Below are 19,402 nucleotides of genomic sequence, written 5' to 3'. Positions count from 1 at the left end.
GGTCGCCGCTCGATCGAAGCCGACGACGGGGCCGCCCAGGCCGCGCGGCGTTCGAGCGCGGCCCGCATCCGTTGTCCCGAAGGGATCCTGGCGCGGATCGGAGCGGGACCGCGACGGGCCGCCCTATTCCGCCGCCATCCGGGGCAGGGCCGCGGGCGCGGTTCCGGCCCGTGCCCGCTCCAGCGCCGCGTCGAGGGCATCGCTCAGCGAGGTCACGAGCAGGTCGGCCGAGACGGCCCGCCGCAGACGCGCGAGCGAGGCTGGGTCGCGCTCGCGCCAGAAGCCGACGAGGATCGTCGCCCCCGGGGCGGCCTTGCGGGCGCGGCGAATGGTCAGGCGGATCTGCGAGAGGCTGATCGGGTCGAGATAGGAGAAGCAGATCATCGCCGGGCGCTCGCCCTCCGGCAGGCCGTTGCGCATCGCGTCGGCCGCCGCCGTCCGTGCACCCAGGCCGTGGCGGGACAGGGTCTGGGCGAGCATAAGGTTGGCCGCCTCGTCGAAGGCGCCCCCGCTCGCCACGCACAGGACCGGTGCCGGGCCGCGCCAAGCCGGGGCCAGATCCTCGGGGGCGAGCACGATGCCGGCCGCGCGCCGGTCCGGCCCCACCGCGGCGAAGGCGGCCTCGGCCTCGGCGCCCCTGGGCTTGCGCGAGCGCCGCGGCATCACCCGACGGCGCGCCTGGCCCAGCGCCTCGACCACCGTGCGGAAGCCCGCACCCACCTCGCCCTGCCGCTCGCGGTCGAGCATGCCGCGGGCCGCGTCCTCCTGGGCCATGCGCAGGCCGGCCAGGACGACCTCGTCGTAGTAGGTGACGAGCGCCCGCTCCTTGAGGAACAGCTGCCCCTGCTCGATCGCCTCGGCCGGATCGCCTGCGAGCATGCGCTGGTAGAAGATCTCCTGCGGCCCGAGCGCCGGGCGGTCGCCGAGGATCACGTCGAGGAACCACAGCCGCTCGACATGGCGCCCGAGCACCACGAGGCAGACGGTGAGCGGGGTGGCGAGCAACAGGCCGATCGGCCCCCACAGGAAGGTCCAGATCGTCGCCGCCAGGATCACCGCCACCGGAGAAATGCCGGTCGAGTGGCCGTAGAGCAGCGGCTCGACCACGTGGCCGGCGATCGGCTCGACGATCACGAACAGGATCGCGACCTGGATCGCCATCGACCAGCCGGGATCGACCGCGACGGCGATGGCGAGCGGCAGCACCGCCGAGATCACCGCGCCGATATAGGGCACGAACCGGGCGATGCCGGCGATGACGCCGAACAGGATCGGGCTCGGCACGCCGATGAACCAGAGGCCGAACCCGATCACGACGCCGAAGGCGAAGTTGAGGATGAGCTGCGCGATGAAGAACCGGCTGAGCCGGGCGGTGGCGTCGTCGATCGCCGCGGTCGTCCGGCGCAGGTCGCTCGACCCCGCGAGCCGGATCGCGCGGTTCCGCAGATCCTCGCGCTGGAGCAGGATGAAGATCGTGAACAGCAGGATCAGGCCGAACGTCGCCAGCGGGTGCAGCACCCCGCCCGCCACGCTGCCCAGCGTCGTCAGCAGGCCGGAGCGCGGGGCGTGGATCTCGACCTGCATCGGCCGCTCCGCCGTGCCCAAAGCCGCGCTCGTCTCGGACTCGGTCTTGGTGGGCGGCTGCAGCTCCTTGCCGATCTCCTCCGCCATGTCGAAGAAGCCGGAGAAGGTGTCGGACAGGCCGCCGCGCTCGGCGGTGGCGGCGCGCAGGGCCGTGATCTTGTCGCGCAGGGTGAGCGAGTAGCGCGGCAGGTCGGCGGCGAGCTGCGCCGCCTCGCGGGCGATCAGGCTGCCCACCGCCCCCAGCATCCCGAAGGCGAGCAGCACCACGAGCAGCACCGCCGCCGCCCGCGGCACCCGCAAGCGTCGCAGCCAGCGCACGGCGGGGACGAGGACGAAGCTGAGCAGGATCGCCAGCGCCACCGGCACGAGGATGTCGCGGCCGAGATAGAGCGCGCCGGCGAGGGTTACGACGAGGAGCAGCGAGGCGAGCGTCGTCACCACCGGCAGCGCCTGGCGCAGCAGCCGCGTCGTGACCGGGTCGTTGGTCATGGCGTCCTCATGAAGGCGGGCTCACGGGCATCGGGGAGGTGCGAGGGGCCGGAGCCCGGGGAAAGCGCGGCGGGCGGGATCCCGCCCGCTTCCCGCATCCTGAAGGCCCGCCGCGAAGCCTCGAAGGATCCGCCGGCCCGCCGGGGGATCCCAGGACCCTTCGTCTCGGGGCCGGCTCGCGGCCTCTCGGGACAGGGGGAGGCTGGATGAGAGATGGCAGGCGGGCCGCCCTCACTCCCCCGTTCCGATCGCCGTGCCGATCTGGGTGAGCAGTTTGGGGAAGTCGATCGGCTTCGGGTGGTAGTCGTCGCAGCCGGCCTGGATCGCCTTGTCGCGGTCGCCCGACATGGCGTGGGCGGTGAGTGCGATGATCGGGATCGTGCGGGTGTCGGCGGCGGCCTTGAGGGCGCGGGCGGTCGACCAGCCGTCGAGGATCGGCAGGTTCATGTCGAGCAGGATCACGTCGGGCTGGGCCGCGCGGGCCTGCTGCACGCCGGCCTCGCCGTCATGGGCGAGCACCACCTCGTAGCCGCGGCGCTTGAGCCGGCGGGAGAGGAAATCCCAGATCTCCTCGTGGTCTTCCACCAGCAGGATTTTTCCCGACACGCGCACAACCCCTTCCCGCGCCGCACACGGCATTCCGCGACTTGGAGCCTCGTTCCGGAGCGAGGGTCCAGGCTTTCGTTTCTGCACCGTCTTTTTCCGAAAGCCGGAGGCCACCTTTCGGGACGATGCTCTAACGCGCAAAAACCCGTTGCGGTGTCATGGGGCTGCGCGCAATCCGTATCCCTTGTCATCTTCGTCGCCTTGTCTCGCCCGGCTTCGCACGGCAAAGGGGACATCACGGGCGGATCATGCGGGGCGGACGCAGTGCGGGATGGCGGGGCGGAGGACGGCGACCCGCGCGTCGCGGCGCTGCTCGCGCATCTCTCGGAGCGGGAGCCTCCGTTCGCGATCAGCGGGCGCGACGACCTCGCCGGCCTCGCCCTCGGGTCCGCCGCCCTGACGTCACGCGTCGACCCGCAGGCGCCGCCGCGCTGGTGGGCGCGGGATACGGGCGGGCTCGATCTGGCGCAGGCCGATCTCGCCGATGCCCGGCTGGAGGAGACGGACCTGTCGGGGGCCAACCTGCGGCGCGCCTCGCTGGCGGGTGCGCTCGCGCGCTCCGCCGGCTTCGCGGGCGCCTGCCTGGAAGAGGCGGATTTTGCCGGCGCCGACCTCAGCGGCGCGCGCTTCACCGGGATCGCCGGCGGACAGGCCTCCTTCCGCGAGGCGATGCTGGAGGATGCCGATTTCTCCGGCGCGACCATGCGCTTCGCCCGGCTCGACAAGGCGCTGCTCGACGGTGCCCGCTTCGAGGACGCCGACCTGTGGGGCACCGATTTCACCGGGGCGGATGCCGACGATTCCGTGTTCCGGAAGGCCCGGCTCGATGAAGCCAACCTCTCCGACTGCAACCTGACCGGCGCGGATTTCGAGGGGGCGAGCCTGAAGAAGGCCCGGCTCGTCGGCTCGCGGCTGCGGGGGGCCAACTTCTCCGGCGCCCGGCTCGACGGCGCCGACCTGTCGGAGGCCGACTTTTCCCGCACCAGCCTCGTGCGGCTCGATCTCACCGCGTGCAAACTGCGCCACGCGCGCTTCGCCGGGGCGTGGCTGGAGGGGGTGCGCCTCACCGTCGATCAGCTCGGTGGGGCGGTCGGCGAGGAGGTCGCGGGGGAGTACGAGGCGGCGCAGGCGAGCTATCTCGCGCTGGAGCGCAACCTCCAGAGCATCGGCAGCCCCGAGGGCGCGAGCTGGGCCTATAAGCGTGGGCGCCGGATGGGACGCCGCCACGCCGGCGTGCGCGCCCGCGAAGCCTTTCTCGCCCGCGATCTGCGGGGCACCGTGAGCCACGGCTATCGCTGGATCGCCGATCGCTTCGTCGAGTGGCTGTGCGATTACGGCGAGAGCCTGTCTCGGATCGCCCGCGCCTTCCTCGTCGGCATCCTGCTCTTCGCCGCGGCCTACGGGGCGACGGGCGGGCTGTTCCACGAGGGTGCGAACACCCCGACCTACAACCCCCTCGACCTCGTCAGCTACAGCGCGCTCAACATGATGACCGCCAATCCCCCGGAGATCGGCGTGAAGCCGCTGGGGCGCGTCACCAACCTGCTGGTCGGGCTGCAGGGCGCGGCGGGGATCGTGCTGATGGGCCTGTTCGGCTTCGTCCTCGGCAACCGGCTGCGGCGCTGAGCGGCGGCTCCGACTTTTTGATTTCGCATCGTCCCGAAAGCCGGCCACAGCTTTCAACGCGATGCCGGGACGGCAGCGTCATGACGGGAGACATCACCGTGACCGTACAGGACGGGAAGGTGCCGGCCACCGGGCCGACCATGGCGGATTTCCGCAATCTCGCCGACGCGCTGCCGCAACTCGCCTGGATCGCCGAGGCCGACGGCACCATCGTCTGGTACAATCGGCGCTGGTACGACTACACCGGCACCACGCCGGCCGAGATGGCCGATCACGGCTGGCGCAAGCTGCACCATCCCGATCACCTCGAGCGCGCCGCGGCGCGCTTCGCCGCCTGCATCGCGGCGGGAGAATCGTGGCAGGACACCTTTCCCCTGCGCGGAAAGGACGGCCGGTACCGCTGGTTCCTGTCGCTGGCCGAGCCGGTGCGCAATGCCGACGGCGTCATCGTGCGCTGGTACGGCACCAACACCGACGTCACCGAGACGCGCCTCGCCCAGGACGCGCTGGGCCATTCCGAGCAGCGCTTCCGGGCGCTGGTCGATGCCTCCGCCGCCGTGATCTGGAACACCACGGCCGCGGGCGAACTGATGCCGCCCCAGCCGCGCTGGGCGGCCTATACCGGCCAGAGCGACGAGGCCTACCAGGGCTGGGGCTGGGTCGATGCGGTCCATCCCGAAGACCGTGCGCGGGCCGCCGAGGTCTGGGCGGAATGCGTCGAGGCGGTGAAGACCTACGAGGTCGAGTACCGCCTGCGCCGCCACGACGGGGTCTGGCGCGACATGGAGGTGCGCGGCGTGCCGGTGCTCGCGGCGGACGGCACGATCCGCGAATGGGTCGGGCTCAACATCGACATCACCGCGCGGAAGGAAGCCGAGGCGGCGATCGAACACGCCCGCGCGGCGGCGGAAGCCGCCAACCTCGCGAAGAGCCAGTTCCTGGCCAATATGAGCCACGAGCTGCGCACGCCGCTCTCGGCGGTGATCGGCTATTCCGAGATGCTCGGCGAGGAGCTGGAGGATCTCGGCCAGGCCGAATTGCTGCCGGACCTGCGCAAGATCGAGGCCTCCGCCCGCCACCTGCTCGGCCTCATCAACGACGTGCTCGACATCTCCAAGATCGAGGCCGGGCGGCTGACGCTGGCGGCGGAGAGCTTCGACGTGGCGACGCTGATCGAGGACGTCACCGCCGCGACGCAGTCGCTCATCACGAAGAAGCGCAACCACTTCCGCCTCGACCTCGAAGGCGATCCGACGACCGGCCTGGGTGCGATGCATCAGGACCAGCTGAAGCTGCGCCAGTCGCTGATCAACCTGATCGGCAACGCCGCCAAGTTCTCGGAGGACGGGGAGATCGTCCTCTCCGTGCGGCGCTTCCGGGAGAACGGGGCCGACTGGATGAGCTTCGCCGTTTCCGACACCGGCATCGGCCTGACCGAGGAGCAGATCGGCCGGCTGTTCGAGCGCTTCTCCCAGGCCGACGAATCGACCACGCGCCAGTTCGGCGGCACCGGCCTCGGCCTTGCCATCACCCGCGCCTTCGTCGAGCGCATGGGCGGCACGATCGGCGTCGAGAGCACCTTCGGCGCGGGCGCGACCTTCACGATCCGCCTGCCGGCCGAGATCGACGCCCACGAGGAGGAGGTCGAGGCTGAGAGCGTCGCCGCCCGCGTCCACGAGATCACCGATGGCGAGGCGCATCTGCACGACGTGGTGCTGCTCGTCGACGACGACCCCGCCGCCCGCGACCTGCTCCAGCGCTTCCTCGAACGCGAGGGATTTCGCGTGCGCACCGCCAATGACGGGCGGGCCGGGCTGACTTTGGCCCGGGCGTTGAAGCCCAGGGCGATCCTGCTCGACATCGAGATGCCGCGCATGGACGGCTGGGCGGTGCTGCACGCGATCCGCACCGATCCCGAGATCGCCGAGACCCCGGTGATCATCACCAGCGTGGTCAACGAGTTCAGCCTCGCCCACGTGCTCGGCGCCACCGACTACATGGTCAAGCCCATCGACTGGAGCGCGCTCAAGGAGGCGATGGAGCGCTACCGACCCGTGGACCGCGAGGGCAGCGTGCTCGTGGTCGACGACGATGCGGATGCCCGCGAGCGGGTACGCCGCACGCTCGCGCGCGACGGCTGGCAGGTGCGCGAGGCCGAGAACGGCGCCGCCGCCCTCGAGAGCCTCGACACGGAGCGCCCGAGCCTGATCCTGCTCGACCTGATGATGCCGGTGATGGACGGCTTCGCCTTCCTGCGGGCGCTGCGCGGGCGCCCGGACGGCGACACGATCCCCGTGGTGGTGCTCACCGCCAAGGAGATCACCCCCTCGGAGAGGGAGAGCCTGGGCGCCCAGGCCGACCGGCTGATCATGAAGGGCTCGATGAGCCTGTCCGAGATCGGCCGGCAACTGCGCGACCTCTACGCCCGACAGGACGGCACCCCGCTGCCGGGCAAGATCCAGCGGTTGATCGACAAGCTGCCGCCGTAGCATCGGCCGGCCTTTTTCCGGCCGCCTGCCTCAGGGTGTGGACGGGCGATCGGCGCCTATTCGCGCGCATGCCATCGCCCGCGCCAGCCTCTCGTAGACCCCCGGGTCGGTCATCTGCGCGGCGTTGAAGCGCATGAAGCCGCCGGCCGTCTGCGAGTGGCTGAAGACGTTGCCGGGCGCCAGCACCAAGCCTTCCTGCAGGCCGGCGCGGGCCAGGGCCGCCGCGTCGAGCTCCTCGGGCAGGCGGCACCAGAGGGTGAACCCGCCGCGCGGCACGATCCAGGGCGCGATGCCGAGTGACCCGAGCCGGGCGGTGGCCTCCCGGCGCGCCCGCGACAGGCGGCGGCGCAGGGCCTCCAGATGCTTGCGGTAGCTGCCGTCGGCGAGGGTGCCGGCGATCAGCTCGGCGGCGACCGGGCTCGGGCCGCCGAAGCTCGTCGCCACCTGAAGGTCGACCAGGGCCTCGATCCAGTCCGGCCGGGCCGCGATGTAACCGCAGCGGATCGAGGCCGAGAGCGTCTTGGAAAAACTGCCGATGCGGATCACGCGGGTGAGGCCGTCGAGGGCGGCGAGCCGGGGCGAGGGTTCGGGCTCCAGATCGGCGAAGATGTCGTCCTCGACGATCGTAAGGTCGTGCGCCGTCGCGAGCGTCAGGAGCCGGTGGGCGATCTGCGGCGCGAGCGTCGCGCCGGTCGGGTTGTGGAGCGCGGAATTGGTAACGTAGAGGCGCGGGCGATGCTCGGCGAGCGCCGCGGCGAAGGCCTGTAGGTCGGGTCCCGTCGGCGTGTAGGGCACGCCGACGATCCGGACCGCATGCACGCCCAGCAGGGCCTGGAAATTGAAGTAGCAGGGATCGTCCACGATCACCGTGTCGCCGGGCCGCAGGAGGAGGCGGCCGATCAGGTCGATGGCCTGCGTCCCCGAGGCCGTGAGCAGCAACTGGTCCGCCCCGGCCTCGATCCCCTCCCCCGCCAGCCGGCGCACGAGGTGGCGGCGCAGGGACAGGGCGCCGCGCGTCGCGCCGTAATCGGTCAGCACCGCCTCCCCGGCCTGCGCAAGGCCGCGCACGGCCCGGCGGATCGCCGTCTTCGGCATCCACTCGGCCGGAAGCCAGCCGCAGCCCGGCTTCAGCATGTCCGGCCCGGCATCGAGCGACTGGCGCGAGACCCAGAGCGGATCGATCGCCCGTTCCCGGCGCGGCTCCGCCTCGGTGAGCGCCAGCGGCGAGACCGCGCCCGAGACGTAGAAGCCGGAGCCCGGCCGGGCCCGGATCAGACCTTCCGCCGCCAGCCGATCGTAGGCCTCGACCACGGTCGAGGGCGAGACGCCCATGGTCGCGGCGAAGCCGCGGATCGAGGGCAGCCTTTCCCCCGGAGCCAAGCGCCCGGCCGCGAGCCTCTGGCGGATCGCCGCCATCACCGCCCCGGTGCGACCGCCCGCCTCCTCCGTCATGTCACGCATCGCCGGCCGTGTGGGCACTCGGAGCTATACAGTTCGACCGGGATCGTACGGGACCGTGCCTGTCGCCGCCAGAGCTCACGACCCTATTCTGGTGCCGGCTTCGAGGACGACGATGCAGCGAATGCGCGAAAAATCCTGGGAAGGCTGGGGTCACGGCCTCCTCGGCGTGGTCATCTTCAGCGGGTCGCTCCCGGCGACCCGGGCGGCGGTGAGCGGCTTCACGCCGCTCTTCCTCACGGCCGCCCGCGCCGTGATCGCCGCCGGACTCGGCGCCGCGCTCCTCGCCCTGCTGCGGCAGAGGCGGCCGGCGCGGGACGATCTCGGCCCTCTCGCCGTGGTGGCGCTCGGCGTCGTGGTCGGCTTTCCCCTGCTCACGGCGCTGGCGCTGCGGCACATCACATCGGCCCGATCCATCGTCTTCATCGGCCTGCTGCCGCTCGCCACCGCCGGCTTCGGTCTGCTGCGCGCCGACGACCGACCGAAACCCGCCTTCTGGCTGTTCTCGGGCGCGGGCAGCCTGCTGGTCGCGGGCTTCGCCCTGGCGCAGGGGAGCGGCGGCGACCTCGTCGGCGACGGGCTGATGCTCGGCGCGATCCTGCTCTGCGGCCTGGGCTATGCCGAGGGCGCGCACCTGTCGCGCCGGCTCGGCGGCTGGCAGGTCATCTCCTGGGCACTCCTGCTGGCGGCCCCGGCCATGGCCGTGCTGGCGCTCGCGACCTTGCCCGAGACTTGGCACGGGATCGGCCTGCCGGCCTGGGCCGGGCTCGGCTACGTCTCCGTCTTCAGCATGCTGGTCGGCTTCGTGTTCTGGTATCGCGGGCTGGCGCTCGGCGGCATCGCCGGGGTCGGGCAGCTGCAACTGCTCCAGCCCTTCCTCGCCCTCGCGCTGGCCGGCCTCCTGCTGCACGAGCCGGTCGAGGGCGGGATGATCGCGGTCGCCGCCGGGGTGGTGCTGTGCGTCGTCGCGGCCAAGCGCTTCGCCTGAGGCGATCGGTTCAGAAGCCCGACGTCTGATCGAAGTCGAGAAAGGCCGTTTCGATCACGATCTGCGTGCGGCTGATGACTTCGAGCTTGCGCAGGATCTCGGAGACGTGCGCCTTCACGGTCGAGTCGCCGACCTGCAACTCGTAGGCGATCTGCTTGTTGAGCTTGCCCTGGCGGATCATGCCGAGCACCCGCATCTGCTGCGGGGTCAGGCGGGCGACCCGCTCGGCGATCGGCGCCTTGTCGCCGCCTCGCACCGTGGCCGGCGTCGCGGCGAGGTCGGGCGGCATGAACAGGGCGCCGCCGAGCACCTCGGAAATCGCCCGGGTCAGGGTCGCCTTGTCGACGGCCTTCGGCACGAAACCCGCCGCGCCGTGGCGCAGGGCCTCCTGCATCACGCGCGGTTCGGTGACGCCGGAGACGATGAGGATCGGCACGCGGGGGAAGCGCGCGCGGATCGTGGTGAGACCCTCGAACCCGGTCACGCCCTGCATCGAGAGGTCGAGCAGGGTCAGGTCGATGGCGGGGTTCTGCTCCAGGATCTCGCAGGCCGCGCGGATGCCGTCGGCCTCGTGCAGCTCCGCCTTGGGAAAGGCCAGCGCGATGGCGCTCGCCAGTGCCTCGCGGAAGAGCGGGTGATCGTCGACGAGGAGGAGGCGCAAGGCGCTCTCGACCGCGAGCGCGGGCGGGCCCCCGTTATCCTTCGAGTCCGGTACGAAGTCCGATGCTGCGGTGGCCGTCATCGCGGGTCATGCCTTCCGGCGGGGCCGGCCTTCGGTCCCTGCCCTGCCGTCTTAAGGCATTTCAGGCGCGGCCGCCTCCCGACCTTTCGTCCAATCCGAGCCGGCCCGTGCGGGGAGACGAGGACGGGAAGGCCGGCTTGTCCCGGCCTCCGCGCGATCAGGGCTCTGCCTGGAGCCGCGAAAGGCCGCGGCCTTTCGGAAAAACCCTCGACGGGCGCAGTCTCGGCCGTCACGCCCCTTCGAGGACGAGCTGGCGGCGGCCGGGTCGGTGTCCCTCCGAGCCGGTCTCGCGAAAGCCGAGCTTGTGCAGCAGGCCCCAGGAAGCGACGTTGCCGGGCCGGCACTCGGCCACGATCGCCCGGCGCGGAAAGCGGTGGCGCAGCAGGCCGACGATGGCGGAGACCGCCTCCGTCCCGAAGCCGCGCCCGCGGGCGGCACCGCCGATCCAGTAGCCGATCTCGACCGCGCCCTTCCCCCGCAGGTGCGTGCCGACGACGCCGACGAGCGGGGCGGCGGCCTCGCGGCTCCAGGCCCCGAGGAAGCGGTCGCGTCCGTGCCGGCCGGAGGCGATCAGCGCCTCGGCATCCGCTAGGGTGAAGGGGGTGGCGAGGAAATCGACCGCGCCGGTGATCGCCGGATCGTCGGTGAGCAGCCGCAGGGCCGGCGCGTCGCCCGCGCCGAGCGGCGCGATCCTCAGGCGTGCGGTCTCGAGACCGGGCAGGTCGTTCAGGCTGTCACGGCGGACGCGGCGGAAGAACATGCTCGGCAGACGATGTGGCGCGCGTGAATGGGGGAACGCGCCGACGGGGCCGGTTAATCCCGGCCGTCCGAAAAAATCTTGTCTCGAAACAATGACCCTGGTCCCGCAAGAGTGGCATGCGGGGCGTCGGCGAACCATCGCGGCGGGTGCCGGTTGCCCCGCCAGGAGAGCGCGATGAACGACACCCGTGACGACATCCGGTACGAGCCCCAGGCGCCGCTCTCGGTGGCGGCGCGCAGCGCCTGCCCGCGCTGCGGCCGGGGCCACCTGTTCAAGGGGTTCCTGACCCTCGCTCCGCGCTGCGACGCGTGCGGGCTCGACTTCTCCTTCGCCGATCCCGCCGACGGTCCGGCCTTCTTCGTGATGATGACGACGGCGATTCCGGCGGTCGCCTTCGGTCTGTGGCTGGAACTGACCTACGACCCGCCGCTCTGGCTTCACTTCGTCCTGACGCTTCCGGTGGTGCTGATCGCCTGCACCCTCCCCTTGCGCTTCTTCAAGGGCTGGCTGGTCGCGAGCCAGTACGTCCATCGGGCCGAGGAGGGACGGCTCGCGCGCCCGGCCCCGGCCCCTGCGCCGACGGCGAGGACGGACGCGCCCGGCCAAAGCTGACGCGCGCTCCCGTCGTTCGCCCCGCAACGCGTAGTCCGCCCCTCGCCCGGGGCGAGCGCAGGTGCGCCCGCTTCGATCAAGCGGACGCCGCATGATCCCGACGGGATCGACGGGAATCGAAAAGCCCGCCCCGAGCGATCGGGGCGGGCTTCTGCGTGCCGTGTCGTGCTGTCGTCGACCTGGTCAGTGCGCGGCGGGCGCGAGGTTCGCCGGCGGGTGGATCACCATCTCGGAGAACGGGTAGACGTAGGCCTGGAGCATGACGAGGCCGCCGACGAGGCAGGCCAGCACGATCGAGTGCCAGAACACGAAGCGCAGGATCTTGCTCTCCTGGCCGAAATAGCCGGTGGCGGTCGAGGCCACGACGATCGACTGGGCGTCGATCATCTTGCCCATCACGCCGCCCGACGAGTTCGCCGAGGCCATCAGGATGCCCGACAGGCCGAGCTGCTCGGAGGTGATCCGCTGCAGGCCGCCGAACAGCACGTTCGAGGCGGTGTCCGACCCCGTGAGCGCGACGCCGAGCCAGCCCAGCAGCGTGCCGAAGAACGGGTAGAGGATGCCCGTGCCGGCAAAGGCCAGACCCAGCGTGGCGTCGACGCCGGCGTAGCGGGTGAGCACGCCGAGCGCGAGCATCGCCGCGATGGTGATGAGCGAGTAGCGCAGCACCCAGATCGTCTCGAAATAGGCGGTGACGAGACGCACCGGCGAGAAGCGCATGATCAGGCCGGAGATGATCGCGGCGAACAGCACGCCCGTGCCGGTGTAGGACATGTAGGTGAAGTTGAAGATCGCGGCTTCGGCCTTCGGCGCGGCCTCCACGGGCGGCACCTTCATGATCATGTTGTGCAGACCCGGCACCTCGTACTTCCACGAGAAGATCGGGTTCACGATGCCCTTGAACCAGCCGGTGCCCCAGATCGCGACGATGATCGAGAGGATGATCCACGGCACCCAGGCCATGAGGATCTCCTGCGACGAGGCGGTGCGGCCGCCGACATGCACCTTGGGCAGGTCGCCGGGGACGCCCGCGCCGAGGGAGGCGGGCTTGGGCTCGCCGTAGCCGATCGACGGGTCGTGGCCGCGAAGCGCCGGCGACGACCAGACCTGGGCCGGGCGCCAGACCTTCAGGAACAGGACGAGGGCGGCCATCGAGACCAGCGAGGCGCCGATATCGACGATCCAGGGGTTGATGTAGTTCGAGATCAGGAACTGCGCCGCGGCGAACGAGATGCCGCACACCGCGATCGGCGGCCAGATCGCCATCATGCCGCGGAAGCCCGCGAACACCCAGATCAGCCAGAACGGCACGATCACCGAGAAGAACGGCAGCTGACGGCCGATCATCGCGCCGAGCACGTAGGGATCGTAGCCCGTCACGGAGGCGAGACCCTGCACCGGAGCGCCGAGCGCGCCGTAGGCCACGGGGGCCGTGTTGGCGATCAGCGAGAGGCCGGAGGCGGCCAGAGGCGAGAAGCCGAGGCCGATCAGGATGGCGCCGGTGACGGCCACCGGGGTGCCGAAGCCGCCCGCTCCCTCGAAGAAGGCGCCGAAGGCGAAAGCCACCAGCAGCAGCTGGATGCGCCGGTCCTCGGTGATGCCGGCCACCGATTGCTGGAGGATGGCGAACCAGCCCTTTTCCACCGTCAGGCGGTAGAGGAAGATGACGTTGAGGATGATCCAGCCGATCGGGAACATGCCCGTGACCATGCCGAGGATCGTGGCGCGGACGGCGAGATCCGTCGGCATGCCGAAGGCGACCACCGCCACGAGAAAGGCGACGAGCAGGGCGAGAACGGCGGCGATGTGGACCTTGATCTTGCCGCTCGCGATCATCCCGAGCAGGGCGATGACCGGCAGCGACGCGACGAAGGTCGAGAGCCACTGGTTCCCGAATGGATCGTAGACCTGATTCCAGGGTGTCACGGGTGTCGGCCTCCTCCCATGCTCCGATCTTCTGCCGGAGCCTTCTGGCAGAGGGTGCTAGCAGAGCCGTCAAGCCCGCTCAACGCGCGACATCATGTATTCAATCCGCATCCCAACCGATGTTCGTCGGGTGACGCTTTTTCGCACCGTGACGACATGGGGCGGCCGAAGTCATGGGGCGGGGCAGACGATATCACGCCAGCGTGAGCCGATCGCGCGGCACAACCAGGAACAGGATCGAAAAACGCCGGTTCCCGCTTGACGCCCTCGGGTAATTCCCGAACGCAGCGAGAGGAAACTCCTCCCATGTTCATGCGCGTCGACAAGCTACAGGCCGAGCTTCCCGCCCCGAAACGCAGGGATCCGAACGCGGCCGCCGCGCTGCAGGAATTGCTCGGCGGCAAGTACGGGGAGATGTCCACGCTCGGGAACTACATGTTCCAGAGCTTCAACTTCCGCAGCAAGGACAAGCTCAAGCCGTTCTACAGCCTGGTCGCCAGCATCACGGCGGAGGAACTCGGCCATGTCGAGCTCGTGAGCAACGGCGTGGCCATGCTCAACAACGGCCCCGACAACGACGGCGACGCGACGGACGGCGGCGACATCTCGGGTGCGCCCTTCGAGGACATGAAGGACATCCGCCTCGCCGCGGCCTTCCTCTCGAACGGCGGCGGCTCGGCGCCGATCAACAGCAACGGCGCGCCCTGGAACAACGACTTCATCACCTCGACGGGCAACGTCGTCGTCGACCTGCTGCACAATTTCCACCTCGAATGCGGCGCCCGGCTGCACAAGCTGAGGGTGTACGAGACCCTGTCCGACCCGACCGGTCGCGAGGTCTGCGGCTACCTGCTGGTACGCGGATCGGTGCACGCCCACGCCTACGCGCTGGCGCTCAAGCAGATCACCGGCGTCGATCTCGACAAGTTCCTGCCGACGCCGAACATCAACCTCGATAAGATCCCGGAGTGTCAGAAGTACCTGCAGGAGGGCTCGCACCGCCGGCTCTACACCTGGAGCCCGAACGACTACCGGGAAATCGCCGGGATCTGGAACAGCGGCGAGCACGCGCTGCCCGGCGACCCGCCGGGTGAGCTGGAGGTGGTGGAGGGCATGCCCGACGGCGGCAAGATCCACCAGCTCACCGGCATCCCCTCGGCCTTCGCGCCGGATTACGCGCCGGAGGAGATGTTCGAGATCGCGCAGAAGCTGACGAAGAAAGCGCGCTGAGGCGACCATCGGCGGCCGGCCGGGACGCCGGCCGCCAATCCGGCGGGGCGTCAGCCCACGAGATCATCCAGGGAAACCCCGAGAGCCGCGGCGAGCTTGCCGTAGGTTTCGACGGTACCCTCCCGTGCTCCCGTCTCGATCTGTGACAGGTACGCCTGTGCCAGACCGGCCTGTTTGGCGAGTGCGGCCCCGCTCAGGCCGCGGTGCTCGCGCCAGATGCGGACACGGTTCTCACCGGAAACGAGACGCTCGACGAGGGCAGCCGGAAGCAGCTCTTCATCGCCGGCAGCGAGCTTGCGCCGAAACTCCGCGACGGCGGTCCGGTCCGCATTGTCTTCAGCGGCTGCGACCAGCGCCTCGAAATCCGCCTCGGGCATCAGCACAAGTCGTTCGCCGCCGGGCGTCGTGATGATCTGCCTGGTCATGATCGTCGTATCCTTCACCCGTCAGTCATAAGCGTCACCCCGTGGTGCGATCCTGATGACCGCAACCACGATACCGTTCTCTGTGAAGAGCACGCGCCAATCCCCGACGCGCAGACGCAGGACACCTTGCTCGCCTCGAAGCGCTTTCACGTTGTTGGCGAGTGACTCGGGTGCGGCCGCATACTGCTCGATTTTAAGGCGAATCTTTCGAGAGATGTCGGGCGGAAGCCGAAGCAGGGTCTTCAAGGCAGCTTTGCTGTAGAGGACCTCGGCCATGCGACATGCATAGCAAAATGCTATAGGATAGCAATTCGCTATCGAATGCGGGCGCAATTCGGATGATCGCCGGCTCTCTCCCGCACGCTCACCGCCCAGTGCGCGCCGCCCGCCACAGCCGCCACAGGCGGCGCCAGCGGGGGATCTCGATCACGCTGTTGAGCGGGTCGTAGCCGGGGCGCTCCATCACCGCGAGGTAGGGCTCGACCAGGGCCGTCGGCAGGAAGGCGGGCCGTGCCGCCGGGGCGATGGTGGCGCGGGCCGCCTCGCAGGCGGCAAGATGGCGGCGCGCCAGCGCCCGCAGCTCGGCGCAGCTGCGCACGAGGCCGGGCCCGCCGCGGCCCGAGACGACGTCCTCGCGGGTGACCCCGTTCTGCCGCAGCAGGTCGCCCGGCAAGTAGACCTGCCCCTGGCGCGCGTGCCAGGGCAAAGCCCGCAGAAGCCCGGTGATGCCGTAGGCGACGCCCGCATGGCCGGCCGCCGCCGCGCCGCCGGGCTCGGCCCCGTCGGCGAGCACGAGGCTGGACAGGCGGATCAGCGCGGAGGCGGTCTCGCCGCAATAGCCCTCCAGATCGTTCACCCGCGGCATGGGATCGTCGTAGAGGTCGAACACCCGGGCATCGATCAGATCGACGAAGGGCTGGCGTCCGAGGCGGCGCGTGACGATCGCGTCCTCCAGGGCCGCGGCGACAGGATTGGCCCGGACGTCGCCCCGCGCCTCGCCCTGGAGCGCGTCGCGCCACCATTGCAGGCGGATCTCGCCGGCCATCGGGTTCGAGGCGGCTTCGCGGACGCGGGCGACGGTCAGGCTGAAGGCGGCCAGCGCGAACAGGTGCGGGCGGAACGCGGCGGGAGCGAACAGGGCCGCGAAGTAGCGGTCGGGATCGCCTTCGCGCACCAGTTCCTCGCAGTGCCGGAAGGCGAAGGCGAGCCCGCCGTTGCCGGCCTCCGGGCTCGTCTCGGTTCGGGTCTCGGGGCGCGTCATGGAGCGGGGCTCATGCGGCGTTCAAGGCTCAGGGAACGGCGATCAGCGCGGCCGCGACCTTGCGGTTCTCGGCCATCAGGATGTTGTAGGTGCGCGCCGCCGCTCCCGTCTGCATGGTGTCGAGGCCGATGCCCGCGGCCTTGAGGCGCTGGCGCAGGGCCTCGGGCAGGAAGACGATGTCGGCGCCCGTGCCGATGAGGAGCAGTTCGATGCCCTCGGCCTCGGCGAGGACGGGGGACAGGCTCGGCCCGTCGATGGAGGCCGGTTCGCTCACTTCCCAGGCACGCACGCCGGAGGGCAGGAGCAGGATCGAGCCGCGATGCGACATCTGCCCGAAACGGAAGCCGCCGTTGCCGTAGGCGTCGATGCCGTGGCGGCCGGGCAGGAAGCCGTCGTGGATCTGCCCCGGAACCCGTCCCTCGCTCACGCCGCGACTCCCCTCATCCGGTCCCTGAAGACATCGGGCGCGCAGGCGCCGCTCTCGACCGCCGCGGCTGCGGAGAACGGGCCGGACCGGTGTCGCGCGCCGCGCCGCACGCCACGCCCTACTCGGCCGCCTGCGGCAGGCCGGATTCGCGCTGCGACGCCTTCGCGCCCGAGAGACGCAGGCCGATATAGATCAGCGCCGGCGTCGAAACGAAGATCGCCGAGTAGGTGCAGATCATCACGCCGCAGAGCATCACCACGGCAAACCCCTTGATCGCTTCGCCGCCGAACAGCACCAGCGCGACGAGCGACAGGGTGGTCGAGAGCGAGGTCATCACCGTGCGCGACATGGTGGAGTTGATCGAGAGGTTGAGGAGCTCCACCACGGGAATGGTCTTGTAGCGGCGCATCAGCTCGCGGGTACGGTCGAACACCACCACCGTCTCGTTGAGCGAGTAGCCGACGATGGTCAGGATCGCGGCGATCGAGGTCATGTTGAACTCGATGCGGGTGATGATGAAGATGCCCACCGTGAGCACGATGTCGTGCAGGGTGCCGACGATGGCGCCGAGCGCCAGCTCCCGCTCGAAGCGGAACCACAGGTAGAGCAGCACCGCCAGCACCGAGAGGACCACGCCGATCGTGCCGGACTGCACCAGCTCGCCCGAGACGCGCGGACCCACCGTCTCGGTGCGGCGGAAATCGTACTGCGCGTCGAAGGCGGCATGCGCCTTCTGCATCACCGCGGTCTGGCCCTGCTCGCCCGGCTGGAGCGGAAAGCGCACCAGCACCTGCCCCTGGCCGCCGAGTTCCTGCACCTCGGTCTCGCCGAAGCCGAAGCCGTTGGCGGTGTGGCGGATCTCGGCGACGTCCGCCGTCTGCCCGGGTTTGGCCTGCAGCTCGACCAGGGTGCCGCCCTTGAAATCGATGCCGAAATTGAGCCCGACCGTGACGAACAGCAGCACGGTCACCACCGACATCACCGCCGAGAGCGGGAAGGTGACGCGCCGGAACCGCATGAAGTCGAAATGCGATTCGTCGGGCCAGAGGCGGAGCAGGCGCATGGTCGGTCTCGGATCATGAAGGCCGGCGCGCCGCGCCTGAGCCTTCGAAGCGGTGTCCGCGGCCCGCTTCATGCGGACCGCCTCAAATCCCCGGGCGGGGGTCGATCAGAACGGCAGGGCCTTGGGCCGGAACCAGTTGTACCACACCGCGATCATCATGCGGGTCAGGGTCACGGCGGTGATGACGGTGGTGAGGATGCCGAGGATGAACACCACGGCGAAGCCCTTCACCGGGCCGGAGCCCATGAAGAACAGGAGCAGGGCGGCGATCGCCATGGTCGAGTTCGAATCGATGATGGTGGCAAACGCCCGGTCGAAGCCCGCCTGGAGCGCCGAGACCAGGGACCGTCCGGCGCGGGATTCCTCGCGCATGCGCTCGTAGATCAGCACGTTGGAATCGACCGCGGTGCCGATGGTGAGCACGATGCCGGCGATGCCGGGCAGCGTCATCGTCGCCTCCAGCACCGACATCAGGCCGAGGATCAGGCCCACATGGACGATGAGCGCGATGTTGGCGATGAAGCCGAAGGTGCCGTAGGTCGCGAACATGAAGGCGATGACGAGCCCGGCGGCGACCAGCGTCGCCATCTTGCCGGCCTCGATCGAGTCGCGGCCGAGGCCAGGGCCGACGACGCGGCGCTCGACCACGGTGAGCTTGGCCGGCAGCGCGCCCGCCCGCAGCAGCACCGAGAGGTCGTTGGCGTCCTTGACGGTGAAGTTGCCGGTGATCTGGCCCGAGCCGCCGGTGATCGCCGAGCGGATCACGGGGGCCGACTGGATCACCCCGTCGAGCACGATCGCCATCCGGCGGCCGACATTCTCCGAGGTCGCCTGACCGAAGCGCTGGGCGCCGCGCAGGTTGAACTTGAAGCTGACCATCGGCTCGTGAGTCTGCGGGTCGAAGGCGGGCTGGGCGTCGGTGAGATCGCTGCCATCGGCCATGACGCGGCGCTCGACCGGCACCTTGGCGCCGCCCTCGTCCTTCGAGGGCAGCAGATCGACGTCGCCGGAGGGCGAATCGGCCAGCATGCGGAATTCGAGCTTGGCGGTCTTGCCGAGCTGGTCCTCCAGCTCCTGCGGGTTCTGCAGGCCGGGCACTTGGACGAGGATGCGGTCGGCGCCCTGCTGCTGGATCGACGGCTCCTTGGTGCCGCCGAAATCGATGCGCTTGCGCACCACTTCGATCGCCTGGGTGACGGCGCGGCGGGTGCGGTCGTTGACGCCGGCATCCGTCAGGACGAGCTGGATCGTGCCGTTCTCGGCCTCGTTGACCGTCAGCGTCTGGCCGCCGGCGGCGAGCGGATTGTTGATCGGCTGGGCGAGCTCGCGCAGCTTCGGCATCACCCGGGCGCGGGCCGCCGCATCGGGAATGCGCAGCTCCACGCCGCGGTTGATCACGCGGATGCCGCCCTCGGGCGAGACCGACGCCTCGCGCAGGATGCGGCGCACGTCGTCGCGCAGGCCCGTGACCATCGAGCGGACGAGGTCGGGCTGATCGATTTCCAGGAGGATCTGCGAGCCGCCCTGGAGGTCGAGGCCGAGCACGATCGCCCGGGTCGGCACCATCCACTGGATCGGTTTCGGCAACGCGTTGACGAAGGCGTCGCGCTGCTCCTTCGAGAAAAAGCTCGGTACCGCGAGGCTCAGACCGATCAGGATGACGGCCAGGGTCGCGAAGATCTTGGTTCTCGAGAAGCGCAGCATCCGCCCGGTTCC

17 protein-coding genes are annotated in these 19,402 nt (G+C 70.2%); 5 read left to right on the top strand and 12 right to left on the bottom strand.

Annotated features, from left to right (window positions below; all coding sequences use genetic code 11):
* Positions 1-123: 123 nt before the first annotated feature.
* Both HNR01_RS23585 and HNR01_RS23580 read right to left on the bottom strand, forming a co-directional pair.
* On the bottom strand, positions 124-2,073 hold the full coding sequence (locus HNR01_RS23585) for an AI-2E family transporter (RefSeq protein WP_183670210.1): 1,950 nt from the start codon (positions 2,071-2,073) through the stop codon (positions 124-126).
* Positions 2,074-2,304: 231 nt separating this feature from the next.
* The gene (locus tag HNR01_RS23580) at positions 2,305-2,712 is read right to left on the bottom strand and encodes a response regulator (protein ID WP_051061577.1); all 408 of its coding nucleotides are present in this window, start codon (positions 2,710-2,712) and stop codon (positions 2,305-2,307) included.
* 231 nt (positions 2,713-2,943) lie between these two features.
* Here HNR01_RS23580 and HNR01_RS23575 point away from each other — a divergent pair, with 231 nt between their 5' ends.
* Both HNR01_RS23575 and HNR01_RS23570 read left to right on the top strand, forming a co-directional pair.
* Positions 2,944-4,305, top strand: a complete 1,362-nt coding sequence (locus HNR01_RS23575) for a pentapeptide repeat-containing protein (protein WP_183670208.1) — start codon at positions 2,944-2,946, stop codon at positions 4,303-4,305.
* Positions 4,306-4,385: 80 nt separating this feature from the next.
* On the top strand, positions 4,386-6,794 hold the full coding sequence (locus tag HNR01_RS23570) for a hybrid sensor histidine kinase/response regulator (RefSeq protein ID WP_183670206.1): 2,409 nt from the start codon (positions 4,386-4,388) through the stop codon (positions 6,792-6,794).
* Between the two features lie 30 nt (positions 6,795-6,824).
* Here HNR01_RS23570 and HNR01_RS23565 read toward each other — a convergent pair whose 3' ends face one another.
* Positions 6,825-8,246 carry an aminotransferase-like domain-containing protein gene (locus tag HNR01_RS23565; protein ID WP_183670205.1) on the bottom strand — a complete coding sequence of 474 codons (1,422 nt, stop codon included), beginning with the start codon at positions 8,244-8,246 and terminating at the stop codon, positions 6,825-6,827.
* Positions 8,247-8,367: 121 nt separating this feature from the next.
* Between HNR01_RS23565 and HNR01_RS23560 the strand changes: the two genes are divergently transcribed.
* Positions 8,368-9,240 (top strand): DMT family transporter, encoded by an 873-nt coding sequence (locus tag HNR01_RS23560; protein WP_183670203.1) that lies wholly within the window; start codon positions 8,368-8,370, stop codon positions 9,238-9,240.
* Between the two features lie 10 nt (positions 9,241-9,250).
* Here HNR01_RS23560 and HNR01_RS23555 read toward each other — a convergent pair whose 3' ends face one another.
* Both HNR01_RS23555 and HNR01_RS23550 read right to left on the bottom strand, forming a co-directional pair.
* Positions 9,251-9,982 carry a response regulator gene (locus HNR01_RS23555; protein ID WP_309236159.1) on the bottom strand — a complete coding sequence of 244 codons (732 nt, stop codon included), beginning with the start codon at positions 9,980-9,982 and terminating at the stop codon, positions 9,251-9,253.
* Positions 9,983-10,211: 229 nt separating this feature from the next.
* Entirely contained in the window at positions 10,212-10,742 is a 531-nt protein-coding gene (locus HNR01_RS23550; RefSeq protein WP_183670201.1) for a GNAT family N-acetyltransferase, read from the bottom strand.
* A gap of 174 nt (positions 10,743-10,916) precedes the next feature.
* Here HNR01_RS23550 and HNR01_RS23545 point away from each other — a divergent pair, with 174 nt between their 5' ends.
* The gene (locus HNR01_RS23545) at positions 10,917-11,354 is read left to right on the top strand and encodes a DUF983 domain-containing protein (protein WP_153875438.1); all 438 of its coding nucleotides are present in this window, start codon (positions 10,917-10,919) and stop codon (positions 11,352-11,354) included.
* A gap of 183 nt (positions 11,355-11,537) precedes the next feature.
* Here the strand turns inward: HNR01_RS23545 and HNR01_RS23540 are convergent, their stop codons facing one another.
* Positions 11,538-13,280: an L-lactate permease gene (locus HNR01_RS23540; RefSeq protein ID WP_017483896.1), complete on the bottom strand. Its 1,743-nt coding sequence runs from the start codon at positions 13,278-13,280 to the stop codon at positions 11,538-11,540.
* 306 nt (positions 13,281-13,586) lie between these two features.
* Here HNR01_RS23540 and HNR01_RS23535 point away from each other — a divergent pair, with 306 nt between their 5' ends.
* Positions 13,587-14,510 carry a manganese catalase family protein gene (locus HNR01_RS23535; protein WP_183670199.1) on the top strand — a complete coding sequence of 308 codons (924 nt, stop codon included), beginning with the start codon at positions 13,587-13,589 and terminating at the stop codon, positions 14,508-14,510.
* A gap of 50 nt (positions 14,511-14,560) precedes the next feature.
* On the opposite strand, the gene HNR01_RS23530 is transcribed toward HNR01_RS23535, so the two are convergent.
* The 6 genes from HNR01_RS23530 to secD form a co-directional block, all read right to left on the bottom strand.
* Positions 14,561-14,935 carry a helix-turn-helix domain-containing protein gene (locus tag HNR01_RS23530; protein ID WP_026105430.1) on the bottom strand — a complete coding sequence of 125 codons (375 nt, stop codon included), beginning with the start codon at positions 14,933-14,935 and terminating at the stop codon, positions 14,561-14,563.
* Between the two features lie 21 nt (positions 14,936-14,956).
* A complete protein-coding gene (locus HNR01_RS23525; RefSeq protein ID WP_017483893.1) occupies positions 14,957-15,211 on the bottom strand; it encodes a type II toxin-antitoxin system RelE family toxin in 255 nt (84 codons plus the stop codon).
* Positions 15,212-15,299: 88 nt separating this feature from the next.
* The gene (locus tag HNR01_RS23520; RefSeq protein WP_017483892.1) at positions 15,300-16,196 is read right to left on the bottom strand and encodes a phytoene/squalene synthase family protein; all 897 of its coding nucleotides are present in this window, start codon (positions 16,194-16,196) and stop codon (positions 15,300-15,302) included.
* Between the two features lie 28 nt (positions 16,197-16,224).
* Positions 16,225-16,623 (bottom strand): Mth938-like domain-containing protein, encoded by a 399-nt coding sequence (locus tag HNR01_RS23515; protein ID WP_017483891.1) that lies wholly within the window; start codon positions 16,621-16,623, stop codon positions 16,225-16,227.
* A 118-nt stretch (positions 16,624-16,741) separates the two neighbouring features.
* Positions 16,742-17,686, bottom strand: a complete 945-nt coding sequence (gene secF / locus HNR01_RS23510; RefSeq protein ID WP_183670197.1) for a protein translocase subunit SecF — start codon at positions 17,684-17,686, stop codon at positions 16,742-16,744.
* A 105-nt stretch (positions 17,687-17,791) separates the two neighbouring features.
* Positions 17,792-19,390: a protein translocase subunit SecD gene (secD, locus tag HNR01_RS23505; protein WP_183670195.1), complete on the bottom strand. Its 1,599-nt coding sequence runs from the start codon at positions 19,388-19,390 to the stop codon at positions 17,792-17,794.
* Between the last annotated feature and the right edge of the window lie 12 nt (positions 19,391-19,402).

The sequence above is a fragment of the Methylorubrum rhodesianum genome (genome assembly GCF_014199985.1).
Taxonomy (GTDB): domain Bacteria; phylum Pseudomonadota; class Alphaproteobacteria; order Rhizobiales; family Beijerinckiaceae; genus Methylobacterium; species Methylobacterium rhodesianum.
Note: the sequence above shows the minus strand (reverse complement) of the source record. Positions and strands in the feature narration are given on the sequence as shown.

Coding starts and splice junctions, on each gene's coding strand:
- HNR01_RS23520 (WP_017483892.1), bottom strand. CDS start 16,196: ATGACGCGCCCCGAGACCCGAACCGAGACGAGCCCGGAGGCCGGCAAC.
- HNR01_RS23530 (WP_026105430.1), bottom strand. CDS start 14,935: ATGACCAGGCAGATCATCACGACGCCCGGCGGCGAACGACTTGTGCTG.
- secD (WP_183670195.1), bottom strand. CDS start 19,390: ATGCTGCGCTTCTCGAGAACCAAGATCTTCGCGACCCTGGCCGTCATC.
- HNR01_RS23535 (WP_183670199.1), top strand. CDS start 13,587: ATGTTCATGCGCGTCGACAAGCTACAGGCCGAGCTTCCCGCCCCGAAA.
- HNR01_RS23570 (WP_183670206.1), top strand. CDS start 4,386: ATGACGGGAGACATCACCGTGACCGTACAGGACGGGAAGGTGCCGGCC.
- HNR01_RS23555 (WP_309236159.1), bottom strand. CDS start 9,982: ATGACGGCCACCGCAGCATCGGACTTCGTACCGGACTCGAAGGATAAC.
- HNR01_RS23585 (WP_183670210.1), bottom strand. CDS start 2,073: ATGACCAACGACCCGGTCACGACGCGGCTGCTGCGCCAGGCGCTGCCG.
- HNR01_RS23545 (WP_153875438.1), top strand. CDS start 10,917: ATGAACGACACCCGTGACGACATCCGGTACGAGCCCCAGGCGCCGCTC.
- HNR01_RS23550 (WP_183670201.1), bottom strand. CDS start 10,742: ATGTTCTTCCGCCGCGTCCGCCGTGACAGCCTGAACGACCTGCCCGGT.
- HNR01_RS23565 (WP_183670205.1), bottom strand. CDS start 8,246: ATGACGGAGGAGGCGGGCGGTCGCACCGGGGCGGTGATGGCGGCGATC.
- secF (WP_183670197.1), bottom strand. CDS start 17,686: ATGCGCCTGCTCCGCCTCTGGCCCGACGAATCGCATTTCGACTTCATG.
- HNR01_RS23560 (WP_183670203.1), top strand. CDS start 8,368: ATGCAGCGAATGCGCGAAAAATCCTGGGAAGGCTGGGGTCACGGCCTC.
- HNR01_RS23580 (WP_051061577.1), bottom strand. CDS start 2,712: ATGCCGTGTGCGGCGCGGGAAGGGGTTGTGCGCGTGTCGGGAAAAATC.
- HNR01_RS23525 (WP_017483893.1), bottom strand. CDS start 15,211: ATGGCCGAGGTCCTCTACAGCAAAGCTGCCTTGAAGACCCTGCTTCGG.